Annotated in this window: 14 protein-coding genes and 1 pseudogene; 11 read left to right on the forward strand and 4 right to left on the reverse strand. The window is 56.1% G+C overall.

Features of this window, described 5'->3' with window-relative positions; genetic code table 11:
* Positions 1 to 12 precede the first annotated feature (12 nt).
* The 3 genes from PhaeoP97_RS15220 to PhaeoP97_RS15230 all read right to left on the reverse strand — a co-directional run bounded on the left by PhaeoP97_RS15220 (position 13) and on the right by PhaeoP97_RS15230 (position 3164).
* A complete protein-coding gene (locus tag PhaeoP97_RS15220) occupies positions 13 to 894 on the reverse strand; it encodes an ABC transporter permease subunit (protein ID WP_072505798.1) in 882 nt (293 codons plus the stop codon).
* An 11-nt stretch (positions 895 to 905) separates the two neighbouring features.
* A complete protein-coding gene (locus PhaeoP97_RS15225) occupies positions 906 to 1787 on the reverse strand; it encodes an ABC transporter permease subunit (protein WP_072505799.1) in 882 nt (293 codons plus the stop codon).
* A gap of 75 nt (positions 1788 to 1862) precedes the next feature.
* Positions 1863 to 3164, reverse strand: a complete 1302-nt coding sequence (locus PhaeoP97_RS15230; protein ID WP_072505800.1) for an extracellular solute-binding protein — start codon at positions 3162 to 3164, stop codon at positions 1863 to 1865.
* A 263-nt stretch (positions 3165 to 3427) separates the two neighbouring features.
* On the opposite strand from PhaeoP97_RS15230, the gene PhaeoP97_RS15235 reads away from it, so the two are divergent.
* Entirely contained in the window at positions 3428 to 4441 is a 1014-nt protein-coding gene (locus tag PhaeoP97_RS15235; protein WP_072505801.1) for a LacI family DNA-binding transcriptional regulator, read from the forward strand.
* 539 nt (positions 4442 to 4980) lie between these two features.
* Here the strand turns inward: PhaeoP97_RS15235 and PhaeoP97_RS15240 are convergent.
* On the reverse strand, positions 4981 to 6489 hold the full coding sequence (locus tag PhaeoP97_RS15240; protein ID WP_072505802.1) for an RNA-directed DNA polymerase: 1509 nt from the start codon (positions 6487 to 6489) through the stop codon (positions 4981 to 4983).
* Positions 6490 to 7096: 607 nt separating this feature from the next.
* On the opposite strand from PhaeoP97_RS15240, the gene PhaeoP97_RS15245 reads away from it, so the two are divergent.
* The 10 genes and pseudogenes from PhaeoP97_RS15245 (at position 7097) to PhaeoP97_RS15290 (ending at position 17912) form a co-directional block, all read left to right on the forward strand.
* Positions 7097 to 9070: an AAA family ATPase gene (locus PhaeoP97_RS15245; protein WP_072505803.1), complete on the forward strand. Its 1974-nt coding sequence runs from the start codon at positions 7097 to 7099 to the stop codon at positions 9068 to 9070.
* A gap of 318 nt (positions 9071 to 9388) precedes the next feature.
* The gene (locus tag PhaeoP97_RS15250; RefSeq protein ID WP_083570392.1) at positions 9389 to 9886 is read left to right on the forward strand and encodes a hypothetical protein; all 498 of its coding nucleotides are present in this window, start codon (positions 9389 to 9391) and stop codon (positions 9884 to 9886) included.
* A gap of 127 nt (positions 9887 to 10013) precedes the next feature.
* Positions 10014 to 11642: pseudogene (locus PhaeoP97_RS20665) on the forward strand (phage terminase large subunit family protein).
* Positions 11643 to 11674: 32 nt separating this feature from the next.
* Positions 11675 to 13114 (forward strand): hypothetical protein, encoded by a 1440-nt coding sequence (locus PhaeoP97_RS15260; protein ID WP_072505804.1) that lies wholly within the window; start codon positions 11675 to 11677, stop codon positions 13112 to 13114.
* 320 nt (positions 13115 to 13434) lie between these two features.
* A complete protein-coding gene (locus PhaeoP97_RS15265; RefSeq protein WP_072505805.1) occupies positions 13435 to 14025 on the forward strand; it encodes a hypothetical protein in 591 nt (196 codons plus the stop codon).
* Complete coding sequence (locus PhaeoP97_RS15270; RefSeq protein WP_072505806.1) at positions 14025 to 15398, forward strand: phage portal protein; 1374 nt, start codon at positions 14025 to 14027, stop codon at positions 15396 to 15398. Before PhaeoP97_RS15265 ends, PhaeoP97_RS15270 begins: the two co-directional genes overlap by 1 nt.
* Positions 15391 to 15585 (forward strand): hypothetical protein, encoded by a 195-nt coding sequence (locus PhaeoP97_RS15275; protein WP_072505807.1) that lies wholly within the window; start codon positions 15391 to 15393, stop codon positions 15583 to 15585. Before PhaeoP97_RS15270 ends, PhaeoP97_RS15275 begins: the two co-directional genes overlap by 8 nt.
* On the forward strand, positions 15572 to 17362 hold the full coding sequence (locus PhaeoP97_RS15280; RefSeq protein ID WP_083570394.1) for a prohead protease/major capsid protein fusion protein: 1791 nt from the start codon (positions 15572 to 15574) through the stop codon (positions 17360 to 17362). The genes PhaeoP97_RS15275 and PhaeoP97_RS15280 overlap by 14 nt, the downstream gene beginning before the upstream one ends.
* The gene (locus tag PhaeoP97_RS15285) at positions 17362 to 17586 is read left to right on the forward strand and encodes a phage head-tail joining protein (RefSeq protein WP_072505808.1); all 225 of its coding nucleotides are present in this window, start codon (positions 17362 to 17364) and stop codon (positions 17584 to 17586) included. Before PhaeoP97_RS15280 ends, PhaeoP97_RS15285 begins: the two co-directional genes overlap by 1 nt.
* Positions 17586 to 17912 carry a DUF2190 family protein gene (locus PhaeoP97_RS15290; RefSeq protein WP_072505809.1) on the forward strand — a complete coding sequence of 109 codons (327 nt, stop codon included), beginning with the start codon at positions 17586 to 17588 and terminating at the stop codon, positions 17910 to 17912. Before PhaeoP97_RS15285 ends, PhaeoP97_RS15290 begins: the two co-directional genes overlap by 1 nt.
* Positions 17913 to 18070: the final 158 nt, after the last annotated feature.

Consider the following 18070-nt stretch of genomic DNA (forward strand, 5'->3'; position numbering starts at 1 on the left):
AGTGTGAAGTCCTTACTTGTCGGATTCCGTCAGGCCCTTGACGAACCAGCTTTGGAAGAAAATGACGACTGCCACCGGGGGCAGGATGGCAATCACTGCCAGAAGATTTGCACGACCGAACTCTGGCACATTGGTGCCTTCGAGGGTCTGGGTGATCTGTTTGATCCCCCGCACAAGCGTGTACATGTCTTCATCCGTGGTGATCATCGTGGGCCAGAGATACTGGTTCCAGCCAAAGACGAACATAATGATGAACATCGCCGCGATCATGGTCTTGGACAGCGGTACAAGAATGTCGATGAAAAATTTCACCGGCCCTGCGCCATCAATGCGCGCAGCCTCAACCAGCTCTTCGGGGATCGAGCGGAAATACTGGCGAAAGAAGAAGGTCGCCGTGGCCGATGCGATCAAAGGAATGATCAGGCCCTGATAGGTATTCAGCATTCCCAGCTGCTGTACGACCTCGTAGGAGGGCAGAATGCGCACCTCCAACGGCAGCAGCAGTGTGGTGAAGATCACCCAGAACGCCAACGAGGCAAACCGCAAGCGGAAGTAGACGATAGCATAGGCCGCCATCATCCCGATCAGGATCTTGCCAAGGGCAAAACCGATACCCAAGACAAAGGAATTGAACAGCATGCGCGTGCCGGTGTTGGCCCCGGAAAAGCCCGATGCCTCAAACATCGCTTTTTCGAAGTTCTCGTCAAACTGATCGCCGATCTTGAGCTGCGGACCGTATTTGATGATCTCGACATCTGGGATTGTCGTGCTCAGTACTACCAACAACAGTGGCACCAGCATGAACAGCGAGCCAAGGATCAGCACTGTGTGATCCCCAATCACCCCCCAATCGAAAGAGCGGCGCGGTGCGGCGGGTTGTGTTGTATCTGCCATATCAGCCCCCTTCAGGTATAATGGATGCGGCGGTCGATCATGCGGAACTGAAAGACCGTAAGCGCGAGAACAAGAACCATCAGGATCACGGACTGGGCGGACGATCCGCCCATATCATTGCCGCGGAAACCGTCGACATAGACCTTGTAGACAAGGGTCATTGGGTTGTTACCCGGTTCGCCCTTCACCAGCGTATCGATGATGCCAAAAGTATCAAACAGCGCGTAAGTGATATTGATGATCAGCAGAAAGAACCCTGTAGGGGCCAACAGCGGGAAGGTAACATCCCAGAAACGGCCTGTGGCAGAGCGGTTGTCGATCAGGGCCGCCTCGCGCACTGCGCGCGGGATGGATTGCAGCCCAGACAGAAAGAAGATGAAGTTGACCGGGATCTGTTTCCACACCGACACGATGACCATTGCAGTGGCGGTGTCGTTGAAATTCACACCTAGGACAAAGTCCCAGCCAAGATAGCCGGCAAAGCGTGTCAGCGGCCCCCAGCTCTGGTCAAACATGATGAGGCCGATAAAGCCCGCCACTGGCGGCGCCACCGCATATACCCACATCAAAAGTGTACGATAGGTACGTGCCCCCCGCAGAACGTTGTCGGCTTTGACGGCCAGCAGCAGGGCCAGCGCAAGCGAGAAGAAGGTCACGAGAACTGTGAATACAACGGTGAACCTGGCCACTCGACGGTATTCAGAGCTACCCAGAAGATCCGTGTAATTGTCGATACCGACATAGGTCGAACCAAAACCGAAGGGATCCTGTAAGAAAAAGGACGAGTGGATCGCATGGGCTGCGGGCCAGTAGAAAAAGACTGCGATAATGACGAGCTGCGGCAAGAGCAGCAGGATCGGCATCCACTTGGTTGAGAATCCGGCGCGTTTCACGGTGTGCCTCTTCGTTGGAATGCGTGACGGCCGCAGGGGCTGCGGCCGTCACAAATTAGGGGAATCTCCCCGCGATTAACCTTGGGTCTTGGCAAAACGTGCCAGCAGCGCGTTGGCTTCGGACTCGATCGCCTTGAAGGCGTCCTCGACCGATGTCTCACCCGTCAGGATACGACCGTATTCGCGGTTCATAACGTCGCGGATCTGAACATAAAAGCCCATGCGATAGCCCTTGGTGTTGTCACCCGCGGGCAGCGAAAGCTGTTGGATACCAACTTCGGCGGCAGGCGCACGGTCATAGTGGCCGTCAGCCTTTGCCATTTCATAAGCAGCTTCCGTGATCGGAACGTAACCGGTTTCCTTGTGCCAGAAATACTGCACTTCAGCCGAGGTCAGGAAGTCGAAGAACGCAGCAGTTGCTTTGTTTTCTTCAGCATCGTGGCCGGCCATTGCGAAGAGCGACGCACCACCGATGAATGTCTGTGTCGGTTCAGTGGTTACAGTTTCCCAGTAGGGCAACATGGTGGCAGAAAAATCAAACGGTAGGTCTTTCTTGCTCAGCCCACCAAAGGAGCCGGAAGACCCCAACCACATGGCAACCTTGCCTTCTTCAAACGGCGTCTGGTTATCGCCCCAACCGGTGCCGAACCACTCGAAGTGACCGTTCTTTTGCCAGTCGGTAACAGCGGTGAAATGCGCTTTGATGGCGTCGTTATTCACCAGGATCTGGGTATCGACACTGTCATAGCCGTTATTGTTTGTCGCAAACGGCAGGTTGTGGCGCGAATGGAAGTTCTCAGTGAAGATCCAAGGCAGGTGCGATTGCGACAGGGCGGTGTACCCAGCCTCTTTCAGCGCAGGCGCGGTCACGGTCTGGAACTCTTCCCAGGTTTTGGGAGCCGTCACACCGGCTTTTTCCAGCGCCTGAATATTGTAGTACATGATGGGTGTGGAGGAGTTGAACGGCATGCCGATCATCTTGCCATCGCTATCTGCGTAGAAGTAACGAACACCGGCAATATAGTCATTGATGTCGAAATCAACGCCATTGTCGGCCAGCAGATCCTGAACAGGAATGGTTGCGCCCTTAGCGCCAATCACGGTCGCTGCTCCAGCATCAAACACCTGCATAACGTTGGGCTGTTCGCCCGCACGGAAGGCCGCGATACCTGCGGTCAGGGTCTCTTCATAAGTGCCTTTGAAAACCGGGGTGATCTTGTACTCATCTTGGCTGGCGTTGAAGTCGGATGCGATCTGGTTGACGGTATCCCCAAGGGCGCCGCCCATTGCATGCCACCAGGTAATTTCAGTTTCAGCAAAGGCAGCATTTGCAACAAATGCCAGCGTCGCAGCGGTCGTGAACGTAATACGTTTCATCATCAGTCTCCGGTCTGCCGTTGCCCGGTCAGGCGAACGGTCACTATTTTCCACGGCAGCCGACACAGCCATCCATGGTGTTTTTTCGGGTGGCCCCCCCTGGGCCTGTGCGCTCCGCTGCGGCAGCCTGCCCTGTCGTTTTTGCCAGGACCTTGTCCGTTGCACCAGAACTGCACACGTGTTCATATAGGGGCGTTATGTAACGGTTGTGTCAAGGGTTTCGGTGTTTAAGAAAAAAACATCGCGCCTGAAAGGGGCGACAGATGAAACGGCAAGGGCCAACTGGCGGCAAACGCCAAACCCGCGTGACAGCAGCGGATGTTGCTGAAATTGCGGGCGTTTCGAGATCCGCTGTTTCACGGGCCTTCACCGAAGGCGCGTATCTGGATCATGAAAAACGTGAACGTATCCTGCTGGCGGCCCACGAACTGGGCTACCAACCCAATGCCCTCGCGGCCACATTACAAGGGGCGCGCTCTAATCTGGTTGCGGTCTTTGCAGGTGAAATGCGCAACGAATATGACAAGGAGGCCACCGCCGCACTGATCGCGGGTCTGAATGCGGTTGGCAAATGGCCGGTAGTAATTGCCGGTGGCGGCGACCGGGCGCGCGACGCGGTCACACAGGTGCTGCGCTACCCGCTGGACGCCATGATCTTGCGCAGCGGGAGCCTAGCCTCCGAAATTGTGGACCTGTGCAGCAAGCTGCATATCCCGGTCATCGCATCGGGTCGAATCATTGATGCCAATGGCGTCGATAACATCTGTCTACGCAACGACGAAGCCGCACGACTGGCTGCTGACCTCTTTTCCAAGCGCAACCGGTGCCGTGTCGCTTTGGTCGGCGGACCGGGTGAGTTTGGAGCAACTGCAGAACGCCGCAACGGGTTGCTTTCGGGACTGGAGGATCACGGGATCACACTAGCAGGTGAGATCGCCGGAAATTACACCACCGAAAGCGGCTATTTCGCCACTCAAAGATTGCTGGAACTTACCAGCTTCGACGGTATCTTCTGCGCGAATGATGCGATGGCCATCGGCGCACTTGGTGCATTGCAAAACGCCGGGTGTGTCGTGTCCCGAGATGTCTCTGTTGTCGGCTTTGATGATATTGAAATGGCGCGATGGCCAACCATCCGCCTGACCACATTGCGCAATCCGATCAACGACATGGTCTCTGCCGTACTTCGCTGCTTAGATCGCCGATTGGATCACCCGCAAGCGGTTGAAGAAACAGTGCGATTGGATGCCGAACTGATCTTGCGCGATACGCACTAGGGTCACCGTCCGCATATCGCCGCCCTGTCCGTTTTCGCCTCACAGCTTGATCCCTACAAACTGGAACTTGAAAAGGCCTACGTGCGGTTTGAGCGTAAGTCTGGCGTACAGGATGACTACCGCCCAATCGTCAGCTTTGGCATTCACCATGCCGCCGTGACATGCAGGCGCAAAGCCCTTTAGCTAATGTAGTGTTTGCTAGTGAGCGGCCCCACTTGAGTGGTCCAATTTGAAAGTTAGTGCATGGTTGGCCTCTGGTCCACCGGGATGACGGCCTCGGGCGCAGGTGGGCGGTAGCGCACGGTCTTGATATCGACCAAGCGTTCAGCGATGGGGGTAATTTGGGGTTTCATATAGCGTTCCTTGCAATGTCAGGCGGAAGCTATATTTTCCGTTTCCGTGAAATCCGAAGCTCGAAATCCAATTTTTTTTCAAACAGTCTGACATGCGAGCACATTGCATCGTATCCGGAAACGCTGGATTTGGCATGTAAGCGCAAACGCCCGGCATTCAAGCCATGAAGTCGATCCCATTTCAGTTCATGATGGTTCCTGGCCGTTCCAAAACGCATCGAACTCTTCGTTCTGAATATCTGGCGGCAAATCTACTAAGATCGATCGATCGATGATGGAATACTTGTCGAGAGCTTGACGGAGGGGTTCATTTTCAATCCACTGGTTGGCCCATAGGGACTGAGACACTCCATCTTCAAGAAGGCCGCACATTGGCTCCGCGCTGGAAAAATTGATGTAGTTGGGGGCGGCGATCCGCTGCAGCCAAATCTCCATGTAGCCATTATTCGGGATGCGCTTCGTCCGCTGCACGACCAAGGAAAACAACCGCTCCCTTTCATCAGTTTCCAGATACTTCATGATCTTACTGATAGTCGTCGCTACGGCGGGAAAAACCGCTGGAGTCTTCGCTGCAATATCAAGAAGGATAGCGGAAAGCACTATTGGATTTTCAATTTTCCACGCGTTCTTGGGAAGTCGTCGTTCAAGTCGGTCTAAGAATTCTTTGATGAGGAACTTGGTAGCCCCGGAGCCGGGAGATCTGCAGCAAAACCGATGAATGATCAGCAGTTCTTTCTGAAGTGTGGTCTGACGACGAGTAAGTGAAAGAGCGTCGATCTTGTCCTGTTTCACGGCGCCCAGCACGACATTAGATGTTCGCTCAGTTTTCGAGGCCCCCAGCTTCATGCCAAACATATGGAGACATTCCGAAACCGCCTTCAAGCCACCCGCGCAATCCGCATCAGAATTGGCGAATATCCTAAAGTCATCCCTATACCTCAAAATGACGATACCCTTTTTGTCTTTGAGCTTTTCGTCAATATAAGTGTCACAATAGCCAAGGATCAGTTCGGCGAGCAGGTGCGAGAGCAACGATGCTTGAGGGATGCCATTGGTCTGACCCTCTCTTGAACTTCTAATGAGCTCGTCAATCTGGTTCCCAAGTTTCTTCTTCTCGAATCGCCACTTCTTGGCATCACTTCTACCGTAAACCGCCCATGCAATCGCGTGCGTGTAGATCGAGGGGTAACAGTTCGAGACATCAGTCAAACTTACATGGCTATACTGAAGCGACAGCTCGAGTGAGCGCTGTTCAATAGATTTCCACCATTTCAGAATCTGCTGCTTCTTCGGGTTTTCACCTCGGTCTGGAACAACAACCGGCATGGAACAGCATTCCACGATTCCGTTCGAAAAACGGGAGAATCTATCTCGGATTATTTTCCAATTTTCTTCCTGGGTGATAAGATCAATGCACTTGGCGTAAATTACGGGGTGCATTAGCTCGAATGGACGCCAACCGAAATCCCCGTCCTTATTGAACATTAAGGTGTAGTTCAGCCCTTCGTGTTTCATGGGCTTCCAATCGCATATGTCTTTGACCGACATCTCTTCCACCTTAGAAAACGCAAACTCCAGAAGTGGTTGGAGATTGAAGTATGGCGGCAACTCCATGTCGAAGTATGCATCGGTCCGACAAAAATACGATCTGGCCTCATCGGCGGCCATGTCGTTAATGAATATGTTCTCTTCCATTTACTAAGCGTGTCCCGGCGGGCTGCGGTGGCTATCAATCATGCCGCCTCAATTTCAAACCTCATGACTATCAACTAATGAGTGTATGTTTGTCTATTCTTGATGGAAACAGGACGATAGGCCTCATCGGCAACCAAAGACGGTGCGAGCAGATACAGGAAGCAGTAGTGCGCAGTGCGTTCCATCAGCAGCAGCGCCATGAATAGCCGGCATCGCGAGCGATCGACCTTCCGTTCAACCAACCCCCGCGGCCCTTGCACCGCCATGGATGAACCGTAGAATATTACTACGCAGTCCCGGCGCAGTCCTGGACAACAAACCAACGAGGTGCAATCCCGGCCAAACCGCCATCTCATTGTTTTCATTTCAGAAAAATGGTGCCCGGGGGCGGGATGCGGAAAGTTTCCTAAATCAATAACTTAGTGAAAAGTGGGACACTCTAACTTCCCATAGTTTCATTATGTTTTTTGGGAAAACTGTCCCACCTTTATTGGTGGGATTCCGACTTAGCAGGCTCCGGCACATCCTTTCAAAACTGCAAAACGAAATCACCCCCCGGCGGCGACCGAGGGGCGATTGAATTGGCGCACCGAAAGGATGAATAACGATGCCCAACAAAATTACTATCATGAGCGACACGGTGCAAGAGGCCAACCATCTGGCTGCATTAGCGCTGGTCAAGGCGGGCTTTTTTGTTTTCCCCGCTGGCCCGAACAAGCGGCCACTGGTCAAAGATTGGCAGACTAAGGCCACCTCTGCAAAGGCTCAGATTGACCGTTGGTGGTCCAAATGGCCTGACGCAATGCCAGCGCTACCAACAGGCAAGCGCAATGGTCTGGCAGTGTTGGACGTGGACCTAAAAGACGGCAAGGACGGTGGCGCGGCCCTTCGCGACCTTGGCCACGATCCAGATACACTGTCCACGATCCGCGCTCAAACGCCGTCCAATGGCCAGCACGTCTATTTCCGTTGGCCCGAGGGCATGGGCAACAGCGCGTCGGGTTTGCCCGATGGTGTGGACGTGCGGGGCGAAGGTGGTTTTGTGATCGCACCGGGCGCAATCAATGACAAAGGCGCATACGCGCTCACTAGCGGCTCACTGAGCGACGATCTGACCGACTGGCCCGAAGCCCTGTTGCCCCGCCCCAAGGTCGTAGACCACGGCGACGTGCAACCTACAGGCCTGCCATTTGAGACGATCCGCGACGCGCTCATGGCTTTGCCTAATGACGGTGACGAATTTTCGCAGCGTGACGACTGGCTGCGAATTGGCATGGCATTGCACGCCGAAACAGGTGGCGGTGACGAAGGCCGCGACGCTTGGCACGACTGGTCCGGCCAATGGCCCGGGTATGATGACACCGCAACAGACGCAGCTTGGGACTCGTTCAAGTCCGAAGGCGGCGTGACGGGCTTCACCATAATGGCCGAGGCGGAGCAACGTGGTTGGCACGACCTGTCTGCTTTCGATAATCTGGCCGCCGAAGACAAGCTGGCCGAGCTGGACGCGATCCTATTGGGCGAGCCGCAACCCAAGGCCAAGGGAAAGTCCAAACTAACGTTCCTGAGCCCGTCTGACTGTGAGCGTTTGCCAGCCCGGCGCTACGTTGTGAAGGGCCTACTTGCCGAAGGTGACGTGGCCGCCATTGTGGGCGCACCGGGGGCAGGCAAATCGCTACTGGCTCCATATCTCGGCTATGCGGTTGCGCGGGGCGCGGATGCCTTCGGACGGCGCACCCGGCAAGGTGGCGTCTTGTATGTCGCGGCTGAAGATTCCCACGGTATGCGTGCCCGCCTCAAGGCGCTGAAAGACCAATATGGCGACGCGGACAACTTCACACTAGTGGAGGGCGCATCGGACTTATTGAACGTGACCAGCGGCCAGCTCAAGGCGCTTGGCACGGCGGTAAAAGAGAGGCGGCCTGCGCTGATTGTCGTTGATACCATTGCGGCGGGATTCAGCGGCCTAGAAGAGAACGACGCCAAGAGCATGGGTGTCGTGGTGGGGGCAGCCCGTAGCCTGACCCGTTGGGGTGCAGCCGTTGTCTTGGTCCATCACGATACCAAGGCGGGCGACGGCTTGCCCCGTGGCCACTCAATCCTAAACGGCGCACTTGATATGTCGCTACACCTCAAACGTGACGGTACGGTGGTACGCGGCAAGCCAACCAAGAACCGCAACGGCAGCACCGACCAAGAGCTTGCCTTTAGCGTGGGTGTTGTTCGGCAGGGCGTGGATGAAGACGGCGATCCGATCAGCGCGGCGATCTGCGATGAAGAGGACGTTTCCGAATTGCCTGCGAGCAGCAAGCGATTGCCTGCCAGTGCGAAGGCGGCATTGGACATTTTGGGCGACCTCTTAGTGGGGCGTGAATCCATCATCAAATCCGATTGGCGGGCAGCTTGTCTTGATAGCGACGCAGTGTCGGCAGCGGAGAAACCTGACGACCGGGGCAAGGCATTCCGTAGAGCCTTGGAGGAACTGGCCCGCCGTAACCTATACCTTTCCAATGGGGACGAAATCCGTTTGGCCGTGTCCCCCGATAACCGGGCAGAGGGGTTCACCGATGATGACGTTTGAGCATCGGACGGACATCGGACAAGGCCGGACATGTCCGGGACCCGTCCGCTGGCAAGAGGGGGAACACAATCGGACGGACACGGACACACCCCTTAAAGGGTGTCCGGTGTCCGATGTTCCCATGCCCGGGCAATTAGAGAATACCAACAGTGCTGTGAGGGACACGGGTGTGGGGGATACCCGTGGGTCCTCCGTGGGCAATGGCGTCTGCGGGGGTCGCGGAGCCCCGGGCTATCAGCGCGTGAGGGTATTTTTGAATCGAGAAAACAAACCCCCGTGTGGGTTGGCTACCCCCGGTAGTCTACTGAGGACAAGAGCATGAAACTGGAAGACATCGACGCAATGCTACTGGCAGATGAGCCGGACGCCCCCACGGGGGAAACCCTGACAGCGGCGCAGCTCGCCCCATGGCTCGGGCTGACCGTTGGCCGCGTTCACGCTCTTGGCCGCGACGGCGTTCTGCCTCGGACCCCTGACAAGCGCTATCCGCTGCAAGCCAGCGTGGCCGCCTATTGTGAGTTCTGCCGTGGGTTGGCCAAGGGCAAGGCGGCGGACAATGAGCTGGCCGCCGAGAAAGTTCGGCTGGCCCGAGAACAAGCCGACAAGATCGCGCTGCAAAATGCGTCAGCCCGTGGTGAGCTTTTGGACTCCCGTACCGTGGCACAGGAATGGCGTGGCGTTGTCACCGATCTGCGGGCAGCCGTGTTGGCCGTGCCGTCACGGGTGGCCAGCACCTTGGGCTTTGATCGCAAACAGACAGCCGTGCTCGACTCTGAAATCCGCGAAGCTATGGAGGCAATCTCAAATGACCGTTGATCCCCGTTTTGGCCAGCTCCGCCGCGACGCGCTGGCAGCCTTTCGTCCACCTGCAAAACTGGCGCTGAGCGAGTGGATACAATCTGCCGTTTTCCTGCCGTCCAGCTTGGCAGCTCAACCCGGGCGGATGCGGCTCTGGCGGCCTCAAATCGAGATCGCAGACTCCATCGGTGACGATACCGTGGAGCGCGTCACGATCCTTAAATCGGCCCGTGTAGGCGCGACGCAGTTGATGGTCGGGGCCTTGGGTCACTTTGTGCAGAATGATCCTTCCCCGGTCCTGTGTGTCGTGCCCGTGGACGCAGATGCCCGTCACCTTGTCACCACCGTGATTGAACCGACCTTTGGAGAAAGTCCCGAGCTGCGCGCCGCGCTCACCACCGACAAGGGCGGACGCGATACGATGCTGCATCGCCAATTTGCCGGGGGCAGCCTGTCGGTGATCGCCGCACGTTCCCCCCGGGCACTGCGTGCCCGCACCGCCCGCATTCTGTTTGCTGATGAGCTGGACGGCTGGGAAACGACCCAAGAAGGCGACCCGCTGGAATTAGCGATCATGCGGACACACACCTTTGGCAATCGCAAGATCGTACTGGCGTCCACTCCGATTGATGCGGAGACCAGCCGGATTCTCCGGTCCTATGAGCAATCGGATATGCGCGTCTTTGAGGTCCCATGCCCGGGCTGCCATGATCCGCACGAAATCCTCTGGAAAGACATTCGCTGGCCAGCCGACAAACCCGATGAGGCCTATTGGTGCTGCCCGTCCTGTGGCAGCGTGGTAGAGGATCGCCAAAAGCCCATGATGGTGGCAGAGGGTCGCTGGCGTGCCACACGCCCCGAAATGGAGGGGCACCGGGGCTATAAGCTGACAAGCCTGACCAGCACCTTGCCCAACGCAGCATGGCCCCGACTAGCAGCCGAGTTCTTGCACGCTAAGCGCAGCCCGGCCACCCTCAAGCCGTTTCTCAATACCGTGCTGGGCGAGCCTTGGCGGGGTGAAGGCGACGACCTAGACGCCGCCAACCTGCAAGCGCTGGGGCGGCCATTCTAGCTAGACGCCATTCCAGCCGATGTGCTTGTCCTGACCGCTGGAGCCGATGTGCAGCAAGATCGCGTGGAGATCACGTTCACAGGCTGGACCAAAGACGACGACATGCGCGTGCTGGCCCATGAGGTCATCTGGGGCAGTCCAACTGAAAATGAGACGTGGGCCGAGGTAGACGACGCCTTAAAGCGGCAATTCATGCATCCGCTGGGCGGCGTGTTGATGGTGGACGCCGCGATCATCGACTCCGGGAACTGGGCGGATCAGGTCTATGCGTTCTGCCGTCCACGGGCAGCACGTCGCATATTGCCGGGGAAAGGCATGGCCGGGTTCGGTCGCGCATCTCTGGCCTTCTCTGCCAGCCGGAAAGTCCGCCTTGGCCTAATCGGTGTGGACGGAATCAAGCAACTACTGCACCAGCGCCTTTCCCACGATGAAACGATCCTCTTTTCGGATCATCTCGGCGGGGATTACTTCGACCAAATCCGCGCCGAGCGGCTTGTCACTAAGTATTCGCGCGGGCACCCGGTGAAACGCTGGGAAATCACCAGCGGGCGGCGGAATGAAGCCTTAGACACGCTCACTTATAGCTACGCTGCCCGTGGGTTAGTTGGGACGGATTTGGTCCGCCGCGAAGCCGACCTCGCGCGAGTGACAGGTTTCTTAAAACCCGCTATGGTCGCAAGATCAAAGTGGCTGGAGAATTAACTCGCATTCAATTTAAACGAAGAGGTTAGTAAGTGGCAAAAATTGTAAACCCTATTCTATTTTCAAATTACTTTGGAATTGATCCTAACGAAGTCGATAAAGCTGGCTTGATTGATCCTTTTTTGAATGTGGATTTAGAACTGTTCATAGACCCAATTTTGTTAGAGCAATGTAGTAATAGTGAAATTTCGAAATCAGGGTTGAACGATTTTCGCAAGCATTTTTCGAACATAATTCGTCTGCTTGCAATTTCGAAATCTGAAAACGACGCGGCGTGGAATGCCGCCAAAAAGCTTCTAGATTTGGATGAGCCGTCGGAAAATGGTTTAGGTTATGGAGGTGCATCTCGCTCAGGTAGCTCTAGACCAGACGAAATTCAGACGATGATTCTAAAAACTTCCAAAGAGGTAGTTGATCTTGGGTCAAACGACCCTGAAATGATTTCGCTCATGGGCTTTTTTGAAGAAGGTGTTGGGCCTGATACAATTAGTGATTTCACAACCCGAGTGATCTACGGGAGTTTGTCGAAGATCACTTCGGACTTTTGCAAATCTCAGGGCATCAAAACTAAGGTTATTGATGTGGAAAATCCGGGGATCAGTTTACCGATATTCGTCGACACAAAAGGAAATGAAAAACCATTTTTGTTGGTTCCAAAGGATATAGTGCGAAATCTCCCGATTGCCAACGATTGGTCTGACGTTCGCGAAGCGGCTATGAAAAACGCTCAAATCCGCGACAAAGTAAATCAAATGCTTGCTGGCATTGCGCAACCGACGGTTACTGATACCAAGCACGCGCTGCGCGGAGCAGCACTTTCATCTGCTCAAGCATTCGAGCATTTTCTTACTTCGGTTAAGGACAATGCAAGTAGTTATGATCCTGCGGAGGATGCTCTGGGTTATTTCAGTTTTATAAAGATGCTGTCATCTGACATGACAGGTTACGTGGACACATCGAAAGTCGATCTAAGCATTGGTCCAGAAGCAATTAAGCAGGTTGTTCTCGATGCGATTGCTCTATTTGCAAGACATGTTGAAGTGGGGGACTTGTGGCGCGAACTCTGGGCGGACGGAAAACCAAAGAAAGAACGCGCGGCACAACTCATCTTCCAAGCAATTGCGGATGCATATTGCAAAGCCAACGACATTGATATGTCTCCAGAAGCGAACATGGGAGGTGGGCCAGTGGATTTTAAGTTCTCTACTGGCTACGAAGCGCGGGTTCTCGTTGAAATAAAAAGAGACACGGGTACGGTAAAGCATGGCTACGAAACACAGCTAGAGCACTACAAGAAGGCTTCGGAAACGTTTTTTGGGATATTCGTTGTTATTGACTATGGCAAGATGGGCAACAAGCTTGACACTATAAATCAGATTCGAAACCGTCGGGTGGCCGCTGGTGAGCGTGCCTCAGATATTATTGTCATCGACGCTACTCCGAAAGAATCGGCGAGCAAACGTAAGCACTGAAATACGTAAGAAAACGCCCCGGGATTGTTGGGACCAACCAAAACCTCGGGGCGCTTCACAAAGGCGTTCATCGTTCTGACCCGATGAGGCCTATTCCGGTTGTCGTGGGCTTGTGGAACCGGAAAGCACTCACAAACCCACGACGGTTCACCAACAGGGCTGACACTCCCCGCGAATCAATCAATATCCGATTTATCAAATCGGAGTCAACATATTGAATATATGTGACTTTTGGTTGTCGGTGACTTTTAGTTGACCTTGTGAATTATTCCCGAATCGGTAGATTTCTCGCCAACAGAACCTGACAAGGGAGTGGCGAGATGTGCGATTCAGAAAGTACATATGGCGGGGCGCAGATGGTCCCCGAGATTGATGGTGAAACCAAAGGACTGACCACGGGCCAAATAGCCCGAGCGCTGGCAGAACCCGGTTTCCCAGTGAGAAACGCAACCGCGATCTTTCGTGCGCACGCCCAAAAGGGGCTCGTGCATCCATACGGCAAAGAGCGCTCAGGCACGAAAAGCTACCTCTACCGCGCGGACCAAGCTGTGATCGCAGCGGTATTGCACCGTGTTGCCGAGGCAGCCATTGGCGACAACCGATTGCGCCACAAAATCTCTAACACCCTGCACATGTGGGACGCCAGCGAGTTGACCCCAGATGCACCGCGCAGTCCCGCAATGTGGGCACTGGTGGAATATTTGAATGGCAAACGCGGTTTTGCTTTTGAGATCAGGACAACACGCAATGAGCGCGGCACGGTTGATTACGATTGCCGCTTGCGTCATGCGAAATCAGCCACGGGCACCAACTTCCGGTTGGCTGACAATTGGCACGTTCGCTCGGCCTTTGTCCTGCATATGGACGATGTGCTGGCACACCTGACCCGCGCACGCGAATTGGCAAACTAATGTCTATTCTCGCCCGCCTCTTTAATCGCACCGACGCCAAGCCCCGGGTCCGCCAGCTTGATGCAGCAACAGGTGGCCGCCGTGGTGGTGGTCTCGGCTCATTCGGGCCTATCAATCCCGAGATTGGCGCGGGTGCGGCGGTTACACGGTCGCGGGCGCGGTATCTGGCCCACAATAACCCATTTTTGAATAATGGCGTGTCTAACTGGGCCGCCGCTCTTGTCGGCACTGGAATCCGCCCAACGGCGCGATCTGACGACGCCGGGACGCGGGCGCTTGCGGGTGGTCAGTTTGAGACATGGGCGGATGACGCAGACCATGCGGGCCGCACCGACTTTTGGGGAATCCAGAGAGACATAGCCCGGCACCTTGTCATTGATGGCGAGGCGCTGGTCATTATGCACGACACCGACGCAGGCTTGCGCTTGCAAGTGGTCCCACCTGAGCAACTGGACGAGTCCAAGTCAGGCGTATTGAGCGATGGCCGCGAGATCGTGTCTGGTGTGGAGTTTGACGTCCAAGGTCGCCGCGTGGCTTATTGGATTTTGCCACAAAAACCCTCTTCGATTTATGCAGAATATGCGCCCCCGGTTCGGGTAGACGCGGCGGACGTATTGCACGTCATGCAGCCCTTAGCCGTTGGACAGGTGCGCGGGCTTTCATGGCTTGCGCCTGCCGTGCTGTCTGCATCCGAACTGGACCAGCTTACAGACGCGCTCTTGGTATCGGCCAAAGTGGCCGCGATGCACGCCGGATTCGTTAAGGATCAAACCTCTATGGGTGGCGCGGGTTCTGCCTTTCCCGAAGCTGACGGCCTGTCAGATATTAGTTTGGAGCCCGGGGTGGTTCGCGTGCTGCCCGGCGGCACTGACATCTCATTTAACAACCCCGAACAACTAAAAGACGCGCCTGCCTTTGTGCGGATGAACCTGCAAGCCTTGGCCGCTGCTCTTGGGTTGCCAGAGCATTTGTTGAGCGGCGATCTGACCAATGCCAATTTCAGTTCCCTCCGCGCTGGCCTGATCCCGTTCCGTGCCCGCGTGGAGCAATCCCAATATGGCACGTTGACCCCCCAATTCTTGCGCCCGATCTGGCGGCGTTGGCTGGCCCTTGAGGTCTTGTCCGGTCGCGTTGAGCTGAGCCCCGAGATTGGGGCCGAGTGGATCATGCCACGACCTTTGCAGGGCCTTGACCCAATCAAGGAATACGGCGCGATCAAAGAAGCCTTGGCGCTTGGTCTTATGAGCCGCACGCAAGCAATCAATGAGTTCGGCTGGAACGCAGACGATATGGACCGCGCTATTGCGGCGGATCGTGCCCGGGAAGCTGACTTTGGCCTCAACTTCTCAGCTGGGGAGTCGTCCAATGAGTGAGCAAGGCAAATTTCACGACAAGTACGTGCAGCAGTTAATCAAGGGTGCCTCTGACAAGATCACCGGCCCGCGTGTGACCGCTAATATCCGCAACGCCAACTGCGTCCGCTGCCCGCAATCTGGCGAGCTGGCAGGGCGCAACTCCGATCAATTCAGACGCATGGAGGTGCGCTTTGCCCCTAGATGAGACGCTGATCCGCGCAGCCACAACGCGGCCCAACTCATACGATCCCGAAACGCGCAGGGTATCCGCCGTGATCGCAACTGCAAACCCGGTCCAGCGCCGGGATGCCCGTGGAACGTATCTCGAAATTCTTACCGCTGACACGCTTGATATGTCGGCAGTTCAAGGCTTGCCCGTCCTTGATAGTCACCGCACGGCGTCCGTGCGGGACCAAATTGGGCGGGTCAGGTCCATCACTCTGGAAGGCGATCAAGTGATCGCAGTTTTGGAGCTTACCTCTGCCGAAGATGCCGCACCAGTGGTGCAGCGGATCGCAGACGGGACCGTTAGCGGGGTGTCCATCGGATACCACGTTGCGGGGTGGACCGAAAAACAAACCGCGCAAGGCCGGGTCAGAACCCCGACTGCATGGCGGATTACCGAAACGACCCTGACAAGCAACCCGGCGGACCCCGCCGCACGTCTAAGGCAACAAGAGGAGTCCCCTATGCCTGATCCTGTAATTGATCCCCCCGTAACCCCAAGTGCTGAAGAGCTGGAAACGCAGCGCCGTTCCGACATTCGCGGGCTTGTACGCAGTGCGCAGCTCGGCGATGATCTGGCCGACCAGCTCATTGACCAGAATACGGACATGAACGCAGCCAAGGCCGCGATCTTTGACGCAATGCAGACGCGGCAACGCTCTGCCCCAGTGATCCGTGTCCATGGTGCAAATGACGACCCGGCCACGATCACACAACGGCAAGCCGACGCTCTGCACATCCGCATGGCGGGTGGCGAACCTGCCCCCGCGGTCCGGCAGTACATGGGCGAAAGCCTCTTGGACATGGCCCGTGGCAGCCTTGCCCGCTCTGGTGTGTCCACCCGAGGCATGAGCCCCGATGAGACGTTCACCCGGGCCGCTGAGCATACCACCAGCGACTTCCCCAATCTGGTATCCAACGCCATGAACAAGACGGCGTTGCAGTCCTATCAGGCAGCCGCGTCACCGCTCAAAACGCTTGGCCGCCAACGGTCTTTGTCCAACTTCAAAACGGCGTCTTCGATCCGTCTGGGCGAAATGGGCCGCTTGGAAGAGCTGAGCGAATCTGGCGAAATCACGGCCACCAGTCGCGCCGAAAACGGTGAGTCCATGAGCCTGACCACCTACGCCCGGGGCCTTACGGTTTCCCGTCAGCTCTTGATTGATGATGACCTTGGGATACTTGGCGACATGACGGCTGCCTTTGGTGAAGCCGCCGCACAAACCGAAGCGGATATTCTGGTGGACCTCATCACCAGCAACCCAAACCTGAGCGATGGCACGGCGGTCTTTGACGCAAGCCGGGGCAACCTGTCCGGCACGGCAACCGCCATTGGTGACGCTGGCGATCAGGCGGCGGTGGAAGAGGCTCGCAAGGCTATGCGTGGCTACAAAGGGTTGGACGGCAAGACGCTTATCAATGTTGCGCCCAAATACCTTTTGGTGGGTCCTGAGACAGAGTCGGCAGCCGAAAAGCTCTTGGCTCAAATCTACCCGGCCACCGTTGGCAACGTGAACGCCTTCGCATCCAAGCTCAGCTTGCTTGTGGAGCCACGTATCACCGACTCACGTTGGATGGTCTTTGCCGATCCGGCCCGATTGGCCGCAATCCAGTATGGTTATCTCAGCTCGGCGCAGGGTGTTCAAATCCAGCGCAGTGAATCGTGGTCCACCCTTGGCATGAAGTTCCGGGCGTTCTTGGACTTCGGCGCAGGCTGGCTGGAAAGCCGTGCCGCTTATCTGAACGAGGGCAGCTAATGGCCCTGACGGTCGCAAAACTGACCCAAGCACGGGACGCCTTGATGGAGTCCCGTGCAAACGGTGCCCGGTCTTTCACAGACCAGAATGGCGAGCGGGTGGAGTTCAAATCGGACTCCGAAATGGCCAAAGCTCTTGCCGCCCTTGATCGTGAAATCGCGGCGCTGTCCGGACGAGCCGCGCCCACAACCCTGCACTTCGCAACCTCGAAAGGAACAACCTAATGCGCAATTATATCCAACCCGGCGATTCCATCACCGTGACCGCAACAGCCGCTGCCAGCTCTGGCGACGGCGTGCTTATGGGCTCGCTCTTTGGCATTGCCTCTGGCGACGCCGCAATCGGCGACAATCTGGTGCTCACAACTACGGGTGTCTTTGAAATGCCAAAGCCCTCTACTGATGACCTTGCCGTGGGCGATGACCTCTACTGGGATGATGCCAACGGGCTGGTCACGAATGACGACGACACCGGAAGCAACCCGTTTATCGGACTCGCAGTATCGGTGGCGAGTAATCCGTCCGGCACCGTCAACGTAAAGCTGGGCTAAGATGATGTCCGCCGTCTCCATACATACGCGCACTGCACTACCGCTGCCCACACGGCGGGGGCTGTCGCGCGTGGAGGCGGCGGAATACATCGGAGTCGGAGCGTCTAAATTTGACGCTATGGTGACGGATGGACGGATGCCAAAGCCCAAGAAAATAG

It is taken from the genome of Phaeobacter porticola (assembly GCF_001888185.1).
Taxonomy (GTDB): Bacteria; Pseudomonadota; Alphaproteobacteria; order Rhodobacterales; family Rhodobacteraceae; genus Phaeobacter; species Phaeobacter porticola.

Excerpts from the sequence above, each read along its gene's own strand:
- PhaeoP97_RS15250 (WP_083570392.1), top strand. The coding sequence starts at position 9,389 with ATGAAACTGGAAGACATCGACGCAATGCTACTGGCAGATGAGCCGGAC.
- PhaeoP97_RS15275 (WP_072505807.1), top strand. The coding sequence starts at position 15,391 with ATGAGTGAGCAAGGCAAATTTCACGACAAGTACGTGCAGCAGTTAATC.
- PhaeoP97_RS15245 (WP_072505803.1), top strand. The coding sequence starts at position 7,097 with ATGCCCAACAAAATTACTATCATGAGCGACACGGTGCAAGAGGCCAAC.
- PhaeoP97_RS15265 (WP_072505805.1), top strand. The coding sequence starts at position 13,435 with ATGTGCGATTCAGAAAGTACATATGGCGGGGCGCAGATGGTCCCCGAG.
- PhaeoP97_RS15290 (WP_072505809.1), top strand. The coding sequence starts at position 17,586 with ATGCGCAATTATATCCAACCCGGCGATTCCATCACCGTGACCGCAACA.
- PhaeoP97_RS15235 (WP_072505801.1), top strand. The coding sequence starts at position 3,428 with ATGAAACGGCAAGGGCCAACTGGCGGCAAACGCCAAACCCGCGTGACA.
- PhaeoP97_RS15240 (WP_072505802.1), bottom strand. The coding sequence starts at position 6,489 with ATGGAAGAGAACATATTCATTAACGACATGGCCGCCGATGAGGCCAGA.
- PhaeoP97_RS15270 (WP_072505806.1), top strand. The coding sequence starts at position 14,025 with ATGTCTATTCTCGCCCGCCTCTTTAATCGCACCGACGCCAAGCCCCGG.
- PhaeoP97_RS15230 (WP_072505800.1), bottom strand. The coding sequence starts at position 3,164 with ATGAAACGTATTACGTTCACGACCGCTGCGACGCTGGCATTTGTTGCA.
- PhaeoP97_RS15285 (WP_072505808.1), top strand. The coding sequence starts at position 17,362 with ATGGCCCTGACGGTCGCAAAACTGACCCAAGCACGGGACGCCTTGATG.
- PhaeoP97_RS15220 (WP_072505798.1), bottom strand. The coding sequence starts at position 894 with ATGGCAGATACAACACAACCCGCCGCACCGCGCCGCTCTTTCGATTGG.